The sequence below is a fragment of the Hyphomonas johnsonii MHS-2 genome, assembly GCF_000685275.1.
In the GTDB taxonomy this organism is placed as follows: domain Bacteria; phylum Pseudomonadota; class Alphaproteobacteria; order Caulobacterales; family Hyphomonadaceae; genus Hyphomonas; species Hyphomonas johnsonii.
The window spans coordinates 183,182-199,951 of the sequence record NZ_ARYK01000005.1 but is presented as its reverse complement, the minus strand read 5'-3'; the positions used below and the strand labels follow the sequence as shown (position 1 = coordinate 199,951).

Annotated in this window: 18 protein-coding genes; 9 read left to right on the top strand and 9 right to left on the bottom strand. The window is 64.2% G+C overall.

Annotation, left to right across the window (positions count from 1 at the left end; translation table 11 throughout):
• Positions 1-49 precede the first annotated feature (49 nt).
• Genes mnmG through HJO_RS11600 form a run of 4 tightly spaced genes read left to right on the top strand, consistent with a single transcriptional unit; the run spans position 50 to position 4,255 of the window.
• Positions 50-1,909, top strand: coding sequence for a tRNA uridine-5-carboxymethylaminomethyl(34) synthesis enzyme MnmG (gene mnmG, locus HJO_RS11615; protein WP_035617205.1), 1,860 nt, complete (start codon positions 50-52; stop codon positions 1,907-1,909).
• 3 nt (positions 1,910-1,912) lie between these two features.
• Positions 1,913-2,536 carry a 16S rRNA (guanine(527)-N(7))-methyltransferase RsmG gene (rsmG, locus tag HJO_RS11610; protein WP_035617030.1) on the top strand — a complete coding sequence of 208 codons (624 nt, stop codon included), beginning with the start codon at positions 1,913-1,915 and terminating at the stop codon, positions 2,534-2,536.
• Positions 2,523-3,335 carry a ParA family protein gene (locus tag HJO_RS11605; RefSeq protein ID WP_035617029.1) on the top strand — a complete coding sequence of 271 codons (813 nt, stop codon included), beginning with the start codon at positions 2,523-2,525 and terminating at the stop codon, positions 3,333-3,335. The genes rsmG and HJO_RS11605 overlap by 14 nt, the downstream gene beginning before the upstream one ends.
• Before the next feature lie 5 nt (positions 3,336-3,340).
• Entirely contained in the window at positions 3,341-4,255 is a 915-nt protein-coding gene (locus tag HJO_RS11600) for a ParB/RepB/Spo0J family partition protein (protein ID WP_035617027.1), read from the top strand.
• Here HJO_RS11600 and holA read toward each other — a convergent pair whose 3' ends face one another.
• From holA to HJO_RS11580, 4 genes are read right to left on the bottom strand one after another with little or no spacing between them, the layout of a single operon-like run.
• Positions 4,256-5,287 (bottom strand): DNA polymerase III subunit delta, encoded by a 1,032-nt coding sequence (holA, locus tag HJO_RS11595; RefSeq protein ID WP_035617026.1) that lies wholly within the window; start codon positions 5,285-5,287, stop codon positions 4,256-4,258. It lies immediately after the preceding gene.
• Complete coding sequence (locus tag HJO_RS17790; protein WP_051618535.1) at positions 5,287-5,760, bottom strand: LPS assembly lipoprotein LptE; 474 nt, start codon at positions 5,758-5,760, stop codon at positions 5,287-5,289. Before HJO_RS17790 ends, holA begins: the two co-directional genes overlap by 1 nt.
• Complete coding sequence (gene leuS, locus HJO_RS11585; RefSeq protein WP_035617025.1) at positions 5,757-8,324, bottom strand: leucine--tRNA ligase; 2,568 nt, start codon at positions 8,322-8,324, stop codon at positions 5,757-5,759. Before leuS ends, HJO_RS17790 begins: the two co-directional genes overlap by 4 nt.
• A gap of 34 nt (positions 8,325-8,358) precedes the next feature.
• The gene (locus tag HJO_RS11580) at positions 8,359-8,781 is read right to left on the bottom strand and encodes a DUF3576 domain-containing protein (RefSeq protein WP_035617023.1); all 423 of its coding nucleotides are present in this window, start codon (positions 8,779-8,781) and stop codon (positions 8,359-8,361) included.
• Between the two features lie 116 nt (positions 8,782-8,897).
• Here HJO_RS11580 and HJO_RS11575 point away from each other — a divergent pair, with 116 nt between their 5' ends.
• From HJO_RS11575 to HJO_RS11565, 3 genes are all read left to right on the top strand, one after another.
• Entirely contained in the window at positions 8,898-10,076 is a 1,179-nt protein-coding gene (locus HJO_RS11575) for a porin (protein WP_162173826.1), read from the top strand.
• A gap of 74 nt (positions 10,077-10,150) precedes the next feature.
• Positions 10,151-10,603: an NtrZ family periplasmic regulatory protein gene (locus HJO_RS11570; protein ID WP_162173825.1), complete on the top strand. Its 453-nt coding sequence runs from the start codon at positions 10,151-10,153 to the stop codon at positions 10,601-10,603.
• A 154-nt stretch (positions 10,604-10,757) separates the two neighbouring features.
• Complete coding sequence (locus tag HJO_RS11565) at positions 10,758-11,966, top strand: APC family permease (protein ID WP_199285758.1); 1,209 nt, start codon at positions 10,758-10,760, stop codon at positions 11,964-11,966.
• A gap of 8 nt (positions 11,967-11,974) precedes the next feature.
• Here HJO_RS11565 and HJO_RS11560 read toward each other — a convergent pair whose 3' ends face one another.
• Complete coding sequence (locus HJO_RS11560) at positions 11,975-12,601, bottom strand: thiamine phosphate synthase (RefSeq protein WP_206741850.1); 627 nt, start codon at positions 12,599-12,601, stop codon at positions 11,975-11,977.
• Here HJO_RS11560 and HJO_RS11555 point away from each other — a divergent pair.
• Positions 12,600-13,259, top strand: a complete 660-nt coding sequence (locus HJO_RS11555; RefSeq protein ID WP_035617200.1) for a YggS family pyridoxal phosphate-dependent enzyme — start codon at positions 12,600-12,602, stop codon at positions 13,257-13,259. The genes HJO_RS11560 and HJO_RS11555 overlap by 2 nt on opposite strands.
• On the opposite strand, the gene HJO_RS11550 is transcribed toward HJO_RS11555, so the two are convergent.
• A complete protein-coding gene (locus tag HJO_RS11550) occupies positions 13,256-13,765 on the bottom strand; it encodes a L,D-transpeptidase family protein (protein ID WP_035617020.1) in 510 nt (169 codons plus the stop codon). The genes HJO_RS11555 and HJO_RS11550 overlap by 4 nt on opposite strands.
• A 105-nt stretch (positions 13,766-13,870) precedes the next feature.
• On the opposite strand from HJO_RS11550, the gene HJO_RS11545 reads away from it, so the two are divergent.
• On the top strand, positions 13,871-14,557 hold the full coding sequence (locus HJO_RS11545) for a response regulator transcription factor (protein WP_035617199.1): 687 nt from the start codon (positions 13,871-13,873) through the stop codon (positions 14,555-14,557).
• Between the two features lie 51 nt (positions 14,558-14,608).
• On the opposite strand, the gene HJO_RS11540 is transcribed toward HJO_RS11545, so the two are convergent.
• The 3 genes from HJO_RS11540 to HJO_RS11535 form a co-directional block, all read right to left on the bottom strand.
• On the bottom strand, positions 14,609-15,217 hold the full coding sequence (locus HJO_RS11540) for a hypothetical protein (protein ID WP_156945606.1): 609 nt from the start codon (positions 15,215-15,217) through the stop codon (positions 14,609-14,611).
• Positions 15,218-15,360: 143 nt separating this feature from the next.
• The gene (locus HJO_RS18435; protein WP_156945605.1) at positions 15,361-15,528 is read right to left on the bottom strand and encodes a hypothetical protein; all 168 of its coding nucleotides are present in this window, start codon (positions 15,526-15,528) and stop codon (positions 15,361-15,363) included.
• A 183-nt stretch (positions 15,529-15,711) separates the two neighbouring features.
• Positions 15,712-16,515 (bottom strand): exodeoxyribonuclease III, encoded by an 804-nt coding sequence (locus HJO_RS11535; protein WP_035617017.1) that lies wholly within the window; start codon positions 16,513-16,515, stop codon positions 15,712-15,714.
• Between the last annotated feature and the right edge of the window lie 255 nt (positions 16,516-16,770).

Sequence of the window (16,770 nt, the reverse complement as noted above, 5' to 3'; positions counted from 1 at the left end):
GTTATATGTCGGCCAAGAGACCCCAATCCCCGAGGCGCTGAAGATGGCGATGCCAGACCAGTTTGATGTGATCGTGATCGGCGGCGGCCATGCCGGCTGTGAAGCGGCAGCTGCGGCTGCGCGCTATGGCGCGCGCACTGCGCTGGTCACGCACAAGCGCGCCACCATTGGCGAGATGAGTTGCAATCCGGCGATCGGTGGCCTCGGCAAGGGCCATCTCGTGCGCGAGATCGACGCTCTCGATGGTCTGATGGGCCGCATGGCGGACAAGGCGGGGATCCAGTTCCGGATGTTGAACCGGTCCAAGGGCCCGGCCGTCTGGGGTCCGCGCGCGCAGATCGACCGCAAACTCTACCGCGAAGCGATGCAGGCGGAACTGGCAGACTATCCAAACCTAACGATCATCGAGGACGGGGCGGAAGACCTGGTCATCGAGGATGGTCGGATTGCCGGTGTGACCGGTCTGACCGGCAAGTCATACCGGGCGGGTGCTGTTGTAATTACAACAGGAACCTTCCTGAAGGGCGTGATCCATATCGGTGACAAGCGCATTCCGGCAGGCCGTGTCGGTGAGGCCCCGGCGATTGGATTGTCTGACCGGCTGTACGCCATGGACCTACCGATGGGGCGGCTGAAAACCGGGACACCGGCGCGGCTGGATGGCAGCACGATCGCATGGGACCAGCTGGAGATGCAGCCGGCCGATGCAGAACCGGTGCCGTTTTCTTACCTCACCGACAGGATCGACGTGCCGCAGGTTTCCTGCGGGATCACATGGACGACGGCCGAAACGCACCAGATCATCGCGGACAATATCAACCAGTCGGCTGTCTATTCCGGCGCGATTGCCGGGCGCGGCCCGCGTTACTGCCCTTCCATCGAGGACAAGGTGCATCGGTTCGCCGACCGCGATCGCCACCAGATATTCCTGGAGCCGGAAGGGCTGGAGGATGACACGGTCTACCCGAACGGTATTTCCACGTCGCTGCCGGAGTCTGTCCAGGAAGACTTCATTCGGACAATACCGGGTCTCGAGAACGTCGTGATCCGCCAACACGCCTATGCCATCGAGTATGACTATGTCGATCCGCGGGCTTTGACGCCATCGCTGGAAGTACGGTCGATGCCCGGCCTTTATCTTGCCGGCCAGATCAATGGCACGACCGGTTACGAGGAGGCGGGCGCCCAGGGCCTGGTTGCGGGCCTGAACGCCGCGCGCGCGGTCGACGGCAAGGACGCAGTGATGTTTGACCGGGCCGAAGCCTATATCGGGGTGCTGATTGATGACCTGGTGACGCGCGGCGTCACCGAACCGTACCGGATGTTCACGTCGCGCGCAGAATACCGTCTCGCGCTCCGCGCCGACAATGCGGACCAGCGACTCACCGAAAAGGGCGTGGAATCGGGGATTGTGGGCCAGATTCGGGCCAAAGTGTTTCACGTGAAACAATCTGCGTTAACCGACGCCCGCGAAAAACTGCGATCTGTCTCCCTGTCCCCGGCAAAAGCCGCGGCGGCCGGATGGGATATCAACCAGGATGGACGGATGCGGACGGCGTGGGACTATCTCGCCTACAAGAATATCGGACTCGCTGATCTCGTCCGTGTATGGCCCGATCTTGCGAGCATTCCGGCCCCCGTCGGCGCCCAATTGGAAATCGAGGCGCTTTATTCCGGATACCTGGAGCGCCAGGCGGCCGATGTTGCCGCGCTCCGGCGAGACGAGGGCCTGACGCTGCCACGTGATATCGACTATGCAACGGTCGGTGGCTTGTCGAACGAAGTCCGGCAAAAGCTCGAAACCATCCGCCCGGTCACACTCGGTCAGGCCGGCCGGATCGAAGGAGTCACACCGGGCGCCCTGACGGCGCTGCTCAGTCATGTAAAACGTCGGGCAAAGGCGGGCTGAAAGATGGCGGCGGATAATGACCGGGCGGCTTTCCTGGCCGCCCACGATGTTTCACGTGAAACACTGGACCGGCTCGATAAGGTGATCGATACGCTCGATGCATGGCGGATGCGGTGCAACCTGATCGGGCCGAAGGAATGGCCGAACATCTGGCTCCGGCACGTCTGGGATTGCCTGCAATTGCTCGATCATGTTCCGGACGGCGCGCGAATCGTCGACCTGGGATCGGGCGCGGGGTTTCCGGGTCTCATCCTCGCGGCCGCGCGGCCGGACGTCCACGTGACAATGATCGAGAGCGTCGGCAAGAAGGCCGCTTTCCTGCGCGCGGCGATCCAGGCGGCGTCCCTGACGGCGGATGTCGTCCAGGGACGGGTCGAAAATGCCCCCGTGAACCCGGCCGACCTCGTCACCGCCCGGGCGTTTGCCAGGCTTCCACGTTTGCTGGACTACGCCGCGCCGTGGATGAAAAACGGCGCAAAGGGGCTGTTCCTGAAGGGCGAACGCTGGGAAGAAGAATTGACGGATGCCCGGCAAGTGTGGAACTTCGCGTATGAGGCGATTCCGAGTCGCAGCGGCGGGGCTGGGGTCGTATTGAAAATAAGGGAGCTCAAGCGTGTCGACGGCTAAGCCAAGAATATTTGCGGTGGTCAACCAGAAGGGCGGCGTCGGCAAGACGACCACGTCCATCAATCTCGGCACGGCCCTGGCGGCCGTCGGGCGGCGCGTCCTGATCATCGATTTCGACGCACAGGGCAACGCATCGACCGGCCTCGGCATCTCTCGTCAGGACAGGACTCTGACCAGCTATGACCTGGTAATCGACCGGGTGGGCCTCGAAAAGACGGTCCTGTCGACGATTGTGCCGCGGCTCGACATTGTGCCGGGCGACGAGAACCTCTCCGGTGTCGAAACCGAGCTTGCAGCCGATCCGCGGCGGTCATACCGCCTGCGTGAAGCGCTGCACAATTATATCGACCGCACCGTCAATGGCGAACTGGTCCGGTATGACTATATCCTGATCGACTGCCCACCGTCGCTGTCGGCGTTGACCCTGAACGCGATGACCGCCGCCGACGCCCTTCTGGTGCCGTTGCAGTGCGAATTCCTGGCGCTGGAAGGCCTGACGCAACTGCTGCGAACGGTCGAAGTCGTCCGGTCCGGTCTGAATCCGACCCTGGAAATCCAGGGTGTGGTGCTGACGATGTATGACCGCCGCAACAACCTGTCGGATGACGTTGCAGACCAGGTCCGCGAATTCTTCGGCAACAAGGTGTATAATACGGTGATTCCGCGCAATGTCCGCCTGTCGGAAGCGCCTTCCTTCGGCAAGCCGGCACTGCTGTATGATTACCGCTGCCCGGGCAGCGAAGCCTATATCCGGCTCGCGTCCGAAGTCCTGCAACGCGAGAAGGCGAGAGCGGCCTGAACGAGATGAGCGAAGACGCAAAGAGCAGACCATCGAGACTTGGACGCGGCCTGTCAGCCCTGATGGGCGAGGTCGACGCCGTCGGCCCTGCGCCGGACGCGAAGACCGGGGAGGCGCCTGTCCGTGCATCGGACGAGATTGATGTCGACCTCATCCGCCGCAATCCGGCCCAGCCGCGCCGGACATTTGATGAGGCCTCGTTGCAGGAACTCGCCGATTCACTGAAGACCAAGGGTGTGCTGCAGGCGATTCTGGTGCGTCCGGATCCGAAGGACGCCGGCAAGTACCAGATTATCGCGGGCGAGCGGCGCTGGCGCGCGGCCCGGATCGCAGGCCTGAAAACCATCCCGGCAATTGTCCGCCAGATCGACGAGCTTGAACTGCTCGAGATCGGGATCATCGAGAACGTCCAGCGCGCTGACCTCAATCCGATCGAGGAGGCGGAGGCCTATGAAGCGCTGATCAAGCGCTTTGGCCGTACGCAGGACAGCCTGGCGACGAGCGTCGGCAAGAGCCGCGTCCATATCGCCAATACTCTGCGCCTGCTGCAGCTGCCGGAAAGCGCGCGGTCATATATCCGGGAGGGCAAGATAAGTGCGGGGCATGCGCGCGCTGCCCTGGCTGCGCCGGACCCGGAAGCGCTTGTGCGACTGGCAGCCGAAAAAGGCCTCAGCGTGCGCGATGTTGAGGCCCGGGCGCGTGACGCCAAGGGCAGCAGCCCGATCGAAACGAAATCCGCACGGCCCACCGACGAAAAAGACGTCGATACCGAGGCCCTCGAGGCGGACCTGACTCGCACACTCGGCCTTGCCGTCGACATTCGACATGGCCGCGAGGGCGGTGAAATCCGCATCAAGTATCGTGATCTCGAGCAGTTGGACGATGTCTGCCGCCGCCTGACAGCCAAACGCAAAGCCTGATCAGGCCGCCGCTGCAGCGCGGGCAAGTTCGGTAATCAGTACACGGACAACGGGCGAAGCGCTCGCGCCGCCGGACTTGGCTTGCCGTTCGGCTTCGTAGATCCGTTCCAGTATGCGGGCGAGGCGCTTCGGCGGCCATTTGGCGAGCCGTGCGCGGAAGGCGGGCCAGTCGCTCTGCCAGACAGGTGGGCGCAGTTTCATGCCCGGATTGGCCTGGCCTGCTGCGATCTTCGCATGGGCGTCCAGCATTCTCAGCGTTTCGCTTTGCAGGGACCGGAGCACGGAAATCGGCGATGTGCCGGCGACGTCGAGACGCTGCAGCGCCGTGTGGGCAGCGGGGATGTTGCCGTCGAGCGTCGCGCGGATGGTGGCTGACAGGTCATGATCAATGTCGGTTGCCGACAGGGCCCGAATGTCGGCCATCGCGAGATTTCGTCCGAGGCCGCGCGCATAGAGCGCCAGCTTCTCGATCTCTGCATTGGCGATGCCGCGATGGCCGGGCAGGTCGCCGGTGAACGCATGCAGGGCGTCCGCATCCATGCTGGCGCCGACCTCGAGCAGGGCGGCCTTGACCCGGCTTTCGATGTCTTCCGCCTCGTCGGCGAAGAGCTGGAGGCAGGCGGCCAGCCTGGCTGACATTGCAGCGCCCCTGAGCTTGGAACGACTCTGCAGGCTGCCAGCCTCGATCACCAGCCGGGCAGCATACCGGCCGCTTTCCCGGTCGCCCTCCGTCAGCGCTTCTGCGAGCAGGGCAGCTATCTTGTCGCCGCTGGTGCGGACGCGAATGACACGCGGTTCTCCAAGCAGGGAAACGGCCTCAAGGTTGTCGAACAGGAGTGCCGGGTCCTTGCGGATCGAGTCGTCATCGAGCGATATGACTTCGATATCGCCCGATTTGGGCGTCCACGCCTTGATCAGGCTGGCGGCTGCGTCACTGGCAAGCCCCGGGTCGTCGCCGAATGCCAGGACCGCCCAGAATTCCGGCCCCGGTCGGCGAGAGAATGTGACGGCTTGCTTTCCCTTGAGCAGCATCAGTTGGCGGCGAGTTGCAATCGCAAGTCAGCCACGATGTTCTTGGCAAGCTGGCGCATCGTGCGGTCGTAGGCGCCTGTCTGGGCCGCGACATCGCCGTAGGGAGCGTCTGGCACCGCAAAATCGGTCACGGCATCGACCTCGCCGGAAACCGTGCCGCTTTCACGCGCGAGCACGTAACGCCCGGAGGCGACCACGCTGGACCGCGATGCCGCGCCATCGGGCTGGAATGCGAGTCGTGTCAGGTTATCGTCGAGAATGACGTTCAGCGTTGCGGGCTCCGTGATTCCCGGCAAGCCGATTGCGAGTTCGCGCTGCAGCGCCTGGCGCAGCATGTAGCCTGAACGGCCGCGGATCGGTTCGACACTGATTGGCCCGCTGTCGGCAAGCGAACTTGCACCCGGCGCATAGACGGGCTGGAATCCGCAGGCAGACGCGGCAAGCAGGGCGAGGGCGGCAAGAACCTGTTTCATGCGACCACGATATTCACGATGCGGCCGGGAACGACAATGGTTTTCTTGATGTCCTTGCCTTCCAGGAAGGCTGCGACATCGGGTTCGGCATGGGCTGCAGCCTCGACGGCGTCCTTCGCCAGCGCTTTGGAGACGGTTATTTCACCCCGGCGCTTGCCGTTCACCTGGACCGCCATCGTGACACTGTCATCTTCCAGCAGGGCGGGGTCGGGCGTGGGCCAGGCTGCCGCAGAGACGAAGCCGTCGCCGCCAAGACGTTCCCAGCACGATTCAGCGAGATGCGGCATGAAAGGCACCAGGCACCGGGCCAGCATCGAGGCGCCCTCGAACCGCGCGCCCAGGGTCGCACCGGTATCGCCTTCGGCCTTCTTCAGCACCGAGACCCATTCATGGATGCCGGCGACGGCAGAGTTGAACCGGAACTCGTTGATCGTCTTGTCGATGGCTGCGACCGCCTTGTGGGATGCCTTGCGCAGGGCAATCGAGGCGGCGTCTGTGCCGGGTGCGGGCGCCGCTGTTTCCGGCAGCCCATCAAAGATGCTCCAGATGCGCTGCACGAAACGGGCGGCACCTTCAGCGCCGGACTGTGTCCATTCGACGTCGCGCTCGGGCGGCGAGTCGGACAGCACGAACCAGCGTGCGGTGTCTGCGCCGAAAGCCTGGATGATGGCGTCCGGGTCGACCGTGTTCTTTTTCGACTTGGACATTTTCTCGATCGGGCCGACGTGCGCAGGCGCGCCGGTTGCAATCTCGAACCAGGCACCGTCCTTGTTCGCGACTTCCGAGGGCTCCAGCCAGTCGCCGTTCGCCGCCTTGTAGGTCTCGTGGGTCACCATGCCTTGCGTGAACAGGCCAGCGAAAGGCTCGCCGCTGGGCAGGTCCAGTTCGCCGACATCGCGCATCGCGCGGGCAAAGAAGCGGGCATACAGCAGGTGCAGGACGGCATGTTCGACACCGCCGACATACTGGTCGACCGGCAGCCAGTAGGCGCGTTCAGCCATGTCGTCCGGGCTGGCGAAGCGCGCCCAATACCAGGAGCTGTCGACGAACGTGTCCAGCGTGTCGGTTTCGCGCACGGCCTTGCCGGCACAGGACGGGCAGGTCGTGTGCTTCCATGTCGGGTGGCGGTCGAGCGGGTTGCCCGGCTTGTCGAAGGCCACATCGTCAGGCAGGCGCAAGGGCAGCTCGGATGCAGGAACCGGGACAATGCCGCAGGCCGCGCAATGGATGACGGGAATGGGGCAGCCCCAGTAGCGCTGGCGCGATACGCCCCAGTCGCGCAGGCGGTAGTTCACCTTGCCTTCGCCGAGGCCGAGGGATTCGATCTTCGCAACGGCCTGGCGTTTGGCGTCGTCGATCGCCAAGCCATCCAGGAAGCCGGAATTGAACAGGGTGCCAATGCCGGTATAGGCGTCGTCTTCGACGCTGAAGCTGGCCGCGGCGGCATCAGGCGGCAGCACCACGGGTGTCACGTCCAGACCGTACTTGCGGGCAAATTCGATGTCGCGCTGGTCATGTGCCGGGCAGCCGAAAATCGCGCCGGTTCCGTATCCCATCAGCACGAAATTAGCGACCCAGACGGGTAGGGTGCGTTCAGGGTCGAACGGGTGCTGGACCGTGAGGCCGGTATCGAAGCCAAGTTTGGGCGCCTTCTCGATGGCTTCCTCGCTGGTGCCGACAGCAGCGCACTCGGCGCGGAAATGCGTCAGGGCATTATTGCCGGCGGCCAGCTGCAGGGTGAGCGGGTGGTCAGGCGAGAGGGCAATGAAGCTTGCACCAAACAACGTGTCCGGGCGCGTCGTGAAGATCTCGACGCCGCTTTCGAAGCCTTCAGGCGCGTCGCCGGAAAACTCGAACCGCATTTGCAGGCCTTCGGACCGGCCGATCCAGTTGGCCTGCATCGTGCGGACCTTTTCCGGCCAGCGGTCCAGCTTCCGGACCTGTTCCAGCAGGTCGTCGGCATAGTCAGTGATGCGGAAGAACCATTGGGTCAGCTCGCGCTGCTCGACGATCGCGCCCGAGCGCCAGCCGCGCCCGTCAACAACCTGCTCGTTGGCCAGCACCGTATTGTCGACCGGATCCCAGTTGACCTTGCTGGCCTTGCGGTAAACGAGGCCCTTTTCCATCATCTTGAGGAACAGGGCCTGCTGGGCACCGTAATATTCCGGATCACAGGTCGCGAATTCGCGGCTCCAGTCGAGTGACAGGCCGAGCTTCTTCAGCTGGGCCCGCATGGCGGCAATGTTCTCGTAGGTCCATTTTCCGGGGTGCACGCCGCGCTGCATGGCGGCGTTCTCGGCCGGCATCCCGAAGGCGTCCCACCCCATCGGGTGGAGCACGTTATAGCCATTGGCGCGTTTGTGCCGTGCCACCACATCGCCCATGGCATAGTTGCGCACGTGGCCCATGTGCAGGCGGCCCGATGGATAGGGGAACATTTCAAGGACGTACGCCTTGGGCGCGTCCCCGGCCTCAGCCGGTGATTTTGCCCTGAAAAGGTCTGCTGCATCCCATGCAGCACGCCATCTGGATTCCGCGGCCTGCGGATCGTAACGGGTGGCCATGTCCCGCTCCTTCGAAAAATGGGTGGCCGGCTTTCTAGCCGAGTTGCGCTGCCTTGAGCCGGCGGGCGCGCTTGAGAATCTCGTTTTCGAGCTGGATCGCCGTTTCCTGGTCCACGCTCGCATCCGCCCAGGTGCCGTCTTCATTGGTCTGGCGGAAGACCGACACTTTCACGCCGTCGGCGCGAAGGCGAGTGTCGAGGATGTAGACGGTCGCCTTGATGCGCTCGCCCGGAGCGGTCGGGAAGGACTTCCAGTCATAGACAACCAGCCCGCCAATCGGGTCGGCGCTCTGGACCGGCATGTTCTCGAACGTGTCCAGTGTGGCGCGCCACAGGAACGGGTTCACAGTGCCGACATTGTCCGCTGTGATGTTGCGCTCAGCTGACTTTCCGCGGGACTGGCAGGCGGAAACGATCAGCATGCCAGCCAGGGCGGCGGTGAGGATGTGTTTGACCATGAAGATTGTTCCTGAGTGCAAGACCTTGTTGACGAGCGTTTGTATAACAAGGGGAGTCCGGGCTCGCCAGTGCTGATATGCTGCACAAGGATACACCCCGAAGGCAGGAGAGACCGATGTGGAAGCCCGTGAGTTTGCTAGTGGTTATGGGCCTCGCAGGCGCCCACGCAGTGGCGCAGGACGACTGGGACGTCTGGGAAACCGAACACGAGGCTGATATTGCGGTTGCCGCATCGACAGCAGACGGCGCGCCGGTGGCCTGGCTGGGCCGTTTTTCCCTGTCGACCAACCGGGTGCTCGACAACGGGCTGGAGATCGGTGCGGCGGGGCGGTTCGAGGTCCAGGCTGACCATCCGGCGCGGGCGGGCTTCAGCGGCGTGCCGGGGGGCGGCACAGGCGTCGCGGGTGGCTGGCAGGGCGCATTCAGTGGCCTGGCGCTTGGCCCGCAATCGGAACATGTCGGCCCGCACGGCCAGCTCGAAGCGGCCTATATCTATGCCGAGGGTGGCTATGGCGAGGTGCGGCTGGGGCGCGACCGGGGCGTGGCGGCGCGGTTCCACGAGGGCGCGCCGGGCATTTTCGGCGCGGCGACAACAGCCAATCCTGTGCTGGATCCGGCCGGCGGCGGCTATATCCGCACCGACCATGACCTGACGGGCCCGGCGGCCAAGCTGAGCTATGCCAGCCCGCGCATCCTCGGACTGAGGGCGGGGATCTCGTTCACGCCGCGCGCCGATGTGCGCGGCCTTGACCGCGATCCCGAGCGCAGCATCCCCGGCGTGCCGGATATCCGCATCGAATCGGCGGCCGAAGCCGCGCTCAACCTCAACCGGCGCCTGCGAGAGAGCGGCATCAGGCTCCAGGCAACGCTGGCCTATAGCCGGGCAGACGTGGACGCCGGCGCAGCGGCTGCGCCGATCTACGGCACCGTCGAGACCTGGTCGGCGGGTGGCTCGGCCGAATTCGACACCGTCACGGTCGGCGCGAGCGTGCTGAGCAGCAATAATGGCGTGGATTCAGGGCCGGGAGACTATTCGGCCTGGACGATCGGCGCGACCAAGCAGGCGTTTTCCCTGACATTCGGGCTTGATTATGGTGAATCGCAGGACGATCTCACCGGTCTGGACAGCGAGGCGTGGAGCATCGGGGCCTCGAAAGAGGTGCGTGACGGCGTGAATCTGGCGCTTGGCTATCGCGAACAGGACAATCGCCAGCGGCAAATCCTGCCCTTGCGACCGGCTTCGCAGCGCGATTCGGCGGAAGGTGTTGTGTTAGAAATCACACTATCCTTCTAAATTGCCACGGTTTCCGAATGTTAATCTTCTCTTAACTGGCCAGGATGACTATTGTCTTGTGGAAGGTGCAGGAAATGAAGACGGGCTTTATCCTATCTCTCACGATTATTTCAGCCGCGCTGGCCCTGCCAGCCGTGGCCGATCCTGTTGCGCCTGAAGCCGTCATGAAGGTCGAAGCGCCGACCCTTTCCGAAACCAAAGCGGCGCAAGCTGAATGGTATCGCCAGTTCGCGCAGGCCAAGCCGGTCGACACCAAGCCGTCATGGCAGCCCGATGCGACCGACGATTTTTCCGTCCAGTTCGGCGGGAATACCCGTTGGCAGCTCAATCTCGACATGCTGACCCGTCCGAACTCGTCTCCCCTGCCGCGCGAGCAGATGCAGGCCGGCGCCACGTTCCGCGTCACGCCGCGCTTCTCGGTCGGCGGTGAAGTCAGCGTCGGCGCTGACCGGCTGAACGACACGTCGGAATGGGAAGACCGTCAGGTCGAGACCGGCATTCGCCTGAAGTCCGCCTTCAAGTTCTAGAATCCCCATCATGCAGCTGTTCCTGCTTTCCGCCCGGTTGCGCGGGGAAGTCGTGTGCCGTTAAGCTGGTATTCGGGCCGCAACCGGTCGATGTACAGGGGCTTGCACCAATGAGATCGATGCCGGTGCCTCCCGAACGCGGCACGGACCGCGCATGATCCTGACGGGCGTGATCCTGCTGGTGACGCTGGCCAGCGCGGTCATCCTGCTGCTGCCGCGCATCGCGAACGCCAGGGCGTGGCGGGCGACGATCACGCCGCTGGCCTCGATCATCGGCAGCGGGTTCCTGGTGCTCGGGCCGATCCTGGATTCCTCCTATGGCAAGTATGCACCGCTGGTCATGGCGGCGCTGTGCGCCGGGGCCTACCTGTTCGGATCGGCCATTCGCTACAATATCCTGAGCCGCGAAGACGGCCTGCCACAGACCGGGTCGCTGATCGGACGGATGGAAACCGCCGCCTCGGCGACGCTGGCCTTCGCTTATGTGATTTCCGTTGCCTATTACCTGAACCTGTTCGGTCATTTCGGTGTCAGCCTGACGCCGATGGACACAAAGGTGGCCGCCCGGAGCGTGACGAGTGCCGTGCTGGTCCTGGTCCTGCTTGTCGGTTGGCTGAAGGGGTTTGGCGCGCTCGAGCGCATGGAGCAGGTCTCGGTCAGCGTGAAGCTGGCGATCATTCTGGGTCTGCTGGTCGGGCTGGCCGTCTTCTTTTCCGGGCGGGTGGCGTCGGGAGACCTCGTCTTCCTTGCGCCGGAAAAACAGGGCTGGGCCGGAATTGCGCTGGCGTTCGGGCTGATCGTGACCGTGCAGGGGTTCGAGACATCGCGTTACCTGCGCGCGACCTATGACCCGGAAACGCGCATTCGCTCGATGCGGGCAGCCCAGCTCTTATCCACCGCGATCTACATGACCTACATCGTGCTGCTGGCCTATGTCTTCCGGCGTGACCAGCTCGACCTGCATGAAACCGCGATCATCGACATGATGCGGGTCGTTTCGAACGTGCTGCCTTACCTGCTCGTGGCGGCGGCCCTGACGGCCCAGTTCAGCGCGGCCATCGCCGACACCGGTGGATCGGGCGGGCTGGCGGCGGAAGTGACGGGCGGAAGGCTATCGGAGCGCCAAGCCTATGCGATCCTGGTTGCCATCGGCCTGGTGATGACGTGGACAATCGATCTGTTCCAGATCATTTCCTACGCCTCGCGTGCCTTTGCCATCTATTACGCGATCCAGTCGGCGATTGCCTCGATCACGGCCTGGCGCAAGGCCGGACTCGGGCCGCGCGCCGTGATCTATGGTGCACTGGCCGCGCTCGGCCTGCTGATCGCGGCGTTCGGAACCCCGGCTGAAGGTGGTGCCTGATGCCCGGTTCAGCCGAAAGCGGCTGACAGGGAATCGATGGCGGCAAGGCCTGCGACGCCGGCCACACCTGGCGCAGTGCGTGTATCGACGCCGCCGAGGCCGTAGACCGGCAGGGATGCGGCGCGTGCCAGTTCCCGGAATTTCAGCAGGCCAAGCGGTGGCCTGGCCGACGGGCTGCGTGATCCGGCGACTTGCGACAGCAGGGCCGCATCGATCCCGCATGCCGCCGCATCGGCGAGGTCGCGCCGCGAATGGGCGCTGGCGGTCATCAGGGCAAAGCGCCCGTGCCAGCGGCGAGCCTGGCCAAGCCGCGCGTGTGGCCAGTGCACGCCGTCGGCCCCGACAGCGAGGGCGAGGGCGGGATCGGCCGCAATCAGCAGGCTGAGCTTGCGGGCCGTGCAGACCCGCGCGAGCTGATGCGCAATGGCGGCTGCGTCCGGCGCGCCGAAATGGCGGAAGACGACACCCCATCCGGGCGGGAGCATTGTGGCAATCGTGACGGGGTCTGGCGTGCGGACGGGATCGGTCAGGAACAGGACCGGCGGCAGGGCGGGCGGAAGGTGACGTGCGGCGATCCGTGCGGCGGCGAACAGCTTGCGCTTTTGCGAGGATTGGCGTTTCAACGTCATGGCCATGACAGATACCGTTTCTCCTTCCCTTGCCAAGCAGCGCCACGACATTCTTGCGGCGCTGGCCAAGGCCGCGACGCCGCCGCCGCGCCTGATTGCCGTCTCCAAGACGCAGCCGGACGAGAAGATCGAAGCGATGCTGGCGACCGGCCAGCGCCTGTTCGGGGAAAACAGGGTGCAGGAGGCCGAGGCGCATTGGGCCACCCGGCGCGCTGCCTATCCTGATCTCGAACTGCACCTGATCGGGCCGCTGCAGACCAACAAGGCCGCCGATGCGGTCGCGCTGTTCGATGTGATCGAGACGCTGGACCGGGAGAAACTGGCGCGGGCGCTGGCAAAGGCGATGGCGGCGGCGGGCCGGCGGCTGCCAGTGTTCGTGCAGGTGAATACCGGCGAGGAGCCGCAAAAGGCCGGCGTGCACCCGGACGGGCTGGCGGCACTGCTGGAGGTCGCGGTCAGGGACTGCGGGCTCGATGTGCAGGGCCTGATGTGCATCCCGCCGGTGGACGAGCCGGCCGGCCCGCATTTCGCTTTGTTGGCAAAGCTGGCGCGGGCACACGGGCTGGCGGGTCTCTCGATGGGCATGAGCGGTGACTATGAACTGGCCGCGCGGTTTGGCGCGACGCATGTGCGGGTTGGCTCGGCCCTGTTCGGGGCGCGCTAAATCGCGATCTCGATGCGCGAATCCGGGGTCAGGAAGCGCAGCACCGTCCGCAGGTCCGCTTCGGCAAGGGCGATGCAGCCCTCTGTCGGCTGGAACGTCTCGCGGGCGAGATGGAGAAAGATCGCGCTGCCATGTCCGGGAACGACCGGATCGTCATTGTAGCCGAGCTCGACAATCAGGTTGTAGACATGGTCGGCGCGCCAGAGTTTTTCGGCCGAAGCCGGGTAGGGCAGGGCCACTGGGCGGTTGTAGAGAGGGTCGTCCGGCGCGTCGCACCAGCCGTCCTGCGGGCGCAGCGGCACTTTCGGCAGGCGCGTTTCAGGCGGCAGGGTGCGGTCGGGCCGGTAGTACAGGCGCCGGACGGGCCAGACGCCGATGGGAGAGGCCCCGTCACCCTCGCGTTTCAGGTTGGCGCCGATGACACCCCCGGCGCCGAGTGCACAGCGGCAGGCGATATCCATGCCCGAAAAGGTCCCGTTGGCGCGGGCAATGAAGAGGCTGTTCACGCGGGTCTCCCTGTGTTGTGATCGCAATCCTTGCACATACTTATGACAAGAGGTGTTGTCTTGGATATGTGCAAGGCAGTGATTGGAAAAGAACGGAGCGCCTTGATGTCAGTCAAGAAACGGATCCTGCTGGTGGATGATGACGACGACCTGCGCGAAGCGCTGGCCGAACAGTTCGAGCTGCATGACGGCTTTGAAACGCTGCAGGCGGCGAATGCCCGTGATGGCGTGGCGGCGGCTTCGGCCGAGCGGCTCGACATGATCCTGCTGGACATTGAAATGCCGGACCTGGACGGGCGCGAAGCCTGCAAGCTGATGCGGCGACAGGGCGTTCGGGCGCCGATCATCATGCTGACCGGCCAGGACGGCGATGCCGACACGATCCTGGGTCTGGATTCCGGGGCAAATGATTATGTCACCAAGCCGTTCAAGTTTTCCGTCCTGCTGGCGCGGGTGCGGGCGCACCTGCGCAGTTTCGAACAGTCAGAGGACGCGACCTTCCAGATCGGGCCGTATGATTTCCGCCCGTCGATGAAGCTGCTGGTGACGTCGGAAGGCCGCAAGGTGCGGCTGACGGAGAAGGAAACCAATATCCTGAAATACCTCTACCGGGCCGGCGGCAAGCCGGTGGCGCGCGAGGAATTGCTGTCGGAAGTCTGGGGTTATAATGCCGCCGTGACGACGCACACGCTGGAAACGCATATCTACCGCCTGCGGCAGAAGGTTGAGCCGGACCCGGCCAATGCGCGCCTGTTGCTGACCGATGCGGGCGGCTACCGGCTGCAGCCGTAACCGGAACCACCCTTCGGCGTCCGGCAGGACCTGTCTGACAGGCTGTCGGATTCAGCTTGAATTATCCCAGCTTTCCAGCGCCGTGCGGATGAGGCCCGGCAGGGCGGTGGCGATCATGCCGAGTTCCGGCACCATGCGATGGGTGCGCGTCATGGGCAGCGCGACGGGCCTTGCTTCGCCGCGGTCCCGCTGGCGCTGGAGCGCGCGGGCGAGACGCCTTGCATGGGCGTCCGGGGCGGCGAGCACCTGCTGCAGCGCCGCGAGGCGGGCGAGGATCGGCGCGGCCGGCACCGGGCCGGATGCACGGACAGTGCACGGAAAAAGCCCGGACGTGTCCGGATCGAACCCAGAGAGCAGCTTCCCGGTCAGGGCAAAGCCCGGCACGGCCTTGCGGCACACGGGGTCTGCGAGCCGATCCCCGGAACCAGGCGTCGCCGGGCTGCGCGGTTTGACCGGGGCGAGGGTCAGCGACAGGGCCAGCAAGGTCAGCAGGCGGCGGACGATGATTTCGAGCTGTTTGAGGCGCCCCATGGCCTTTTGCTTCAGGCTGCGCTTCAGCATCAGCGGGCGCAGATGCGCGTTCGTCATGTTGATCACTGCCCACAGCGCGAGCCGCGCCTGTTCAAGGCCGTGGTGGATCAAGTCGGGCGGATGGCTCATGCGGCGCATTATAGCGCAGGCGGGATATCAGTTGGATAAGGGGTCGTCTGTGTGAGGGATGGGTGTGTGATTGGGGAACGAGGGGGGCGCGTGTTGGGGCGGTGGTTATCGCTCTGCTCAACCCACCCTACGCTTTGCTACCCCTATCGCTTGAATAAAAGGTCGGTCAGAAATTTCATGAGCGTCAAACCGACAAAAGCAGCAGAAAAGACCGCGCCGATCAGTAATGCGGGCCTGTCAGTCAAACCGTCTGCGTAGCCGAGAATGAGCGCCACAATATCGCCCGCTGCGAAGCCCAATAGTGCGGACACTGCCACTGCTCTCAATCGCCACATGCTCTTGGACCTGTAAAACTAATCAGAGCGGTTCGCTCCCTTAGTTTTTGGGCGGCCAATCAAGTTGACGCAAGCTCGCTCGTCTGGCCGGGACAGCTCTTGCTGGTCTCCAATTGCATGAGATCCCGGCTTTCGCCGGGACTGCGGATGGAGGAAGGATTACACACTCACCTTCACGCTGATCGGGGCGTGGTCTGAGGGTTTCCAGCCGCCGCGCCAGGCGAGGTGGACGCTGTAGGAGTCGACCTTGGTGTCGGCAAGGGCGGCCGGATTGGCCCAGATATGGTCGAGGCGGCGGCCCTTGTTGGCGGCGGCCCAGTCCTTGGCGCGATAGCTCCACCAGGAATACAGCTTCTGTTCGTCCGGCACCGACATGCGGCCAATGTCGGCAAAGCCCGCAGCCTGGCGCGAGTCCTCGAGCAGTTCGGTCTCGACAGGCGTGTGGGAGACGATCTTGAGGAGCTGCTTGTGCGACCAGACATCGTTCGGGTGCGGGGCGACGTTGAGGTCGCCGACCAGGATGCGCGGCGTCTTCTTCAGCTTCTTGTAGCCGGGGCCGAGCTTTTCGAGGAAGTCGAGCTTGTGGGCGAACTTGTCATTGACGGCCGGGTCGGGCACGTCGCCGCCGGCGGGCAGGTAGATGTTGTGGATTTCGATGCCATTGACGCGCGCGGCAATCGCGCGGGCGTGACCCTCGCGGCAAAGATCCGGGACGTCGACGCGCTCCAGCGGGAAACGTGAGGCGATGGCGACGCCGTGATGGCCGCCCTTCTGGCCGTTCAGCACAAGGTGGGGCAGGCCCATTTCGCGGAACTGCTTTTCCGGGAACTCGCCGTCCTGGCACTTGGTTTCCTGCAGGCAGATGACGTCCGGCGCCTCGGCGGCGACGAATTCGGCGACATTCGGCGCGCGCAGGCGGACCGAGTTGATGTTCCAGCTGACAATCTTGAGAGGCTTGGGCATTTGCCGTGCGTAGCACCGCTGCCTGAAACGTCAACGCGCCCGAACGCGGGGGAGTTCGGGCGCGCCTGACGCGATATTCGACGTCTCGCCGGTAAGGGAGGTTCCGGCGGTGATGTCACGGGGGTTTCACAGCGGGGGGTCAATTGCTGCGCGGGGTATCCGTTTCATCGACAGTTGCAAAGATGTCACTACTGGCAAAAAATTCAAGTAAATTATGCGTTAGGTGGTTGCTTTTGCAGTTTTTTAAAGTTCCGC

What these genes read in the sequence shown, in the direction of transcription:
- mnmG (WP_035617205.1), top strand. Translation starts at nt 50, where the DNA reads ATGCCAGACCAGTTTGATGTGATCGTGATCGGCGGCGGCCATGCCGGC.
- rsmG (WP_035617030.1), top strand. Translation starts at nt 1,913, where the DNA reads ATGGCGGCGGATAATGACCGGGCGGCTTTCCTGGCCGCCCACGATGTT.
- HJO_RS11600 (WP_035617027.1), top strand. Translation starts at nt 3,341, where the DNA reads ATGAGCGAAGACGCAAAGAGCAGACCATCGAGACTTGGACGCGGCCTG.
- holA (WP_035617026.1), bottom strand. Translation starts at nt 5,287, where the DNA reads ATGCTGCTCAAGGGAAAGCAAGCCGTCACATTCTCTCGCCGACCGGGG.
- HJO_RS17790 (WP_051618535.1), bottom strand. Translation starts at nt 5,760, where the DNA reads ATGAAACAGGTTCTTGCCGCCCTCGCCCTGCTTGCCGCGTCTGCCTGC.
- leuS (WP_035617025.1), bottom strand. Translation starts at nt 8,324, where the DNA reads ATGGCCACCCGTTACGATCCGCAGGCCGCGGAATCCAGATGGCGTGCT.
- HJO_RS11580 (WP_035617023.1), bottom strand. Translation starts at nt 8,781, where the DNA reads ATGGTCAAACACATCCTCACCGCCGCCCTGGCTGGCATGCTGATCGTT.
- HJO_RS11575 (WP_162173826.1), top strand. Translation starts at nt 8,898, where the DNA reads ATGTGGAAGCCCGTGAGTTTGCTAGTGGTTATGGGCCTCGCAGGCGCC.
- HJO_RS11570 (WP_162173825.1), top strand. Translation starts at nt 10,151, where the DNA reads ATGAAGACGGGCTTTATCCTATCTCTCACGATTATTTCAGCCGCGCTG.
- HJO_RS11565 (WP_199285758.1), top strand. Translation starts at nt 10,758, where the DNA reads ATGATCCTGACGGGCGTGATCCTGCTGGTGACGCTGGCCAGCGCGGTC.
- HJO_RS11555 (WP_035617200.1), top strand. Translation starts at nt 12,600, where the DNA reads ATGACAGATACCGTTTCTCCTTCCCTTGCCAAGCAGCGCCACGACATT.
- HJO_RS11560 (WP_206741850.1), bottom strand. Translation starts at nt 12,601, where the DNA reads ATGGCCATGACGTTGAAACGCCAATCCTCGCAAAAGCGCAAGCTGTTC.
- HJO_RS11545 (WP_035617199.1), top strand. Translation starts at nt 13,871, where the DNA reads ATGTCAGTCAAGAAACGGATCCTGCTGGTGGATGATGACGACGACCTG.
- HJO_RS11540 (WP_156945606.1), bottom strand. Translation starts at nt 15,217, where the DNA reads ATGAGCCATCCGCCCGACTTGATCCACCACGGCCTTGAACAGGCGCGG.
- HJO_RS11535 (WP_035617017.1), bottom strand. Translation starts at nt 16,515, where the DNA reads ATGCCCAAGCCTCTCAAGATTGTCAGCTGGAACATCAACTCGGTCCGC.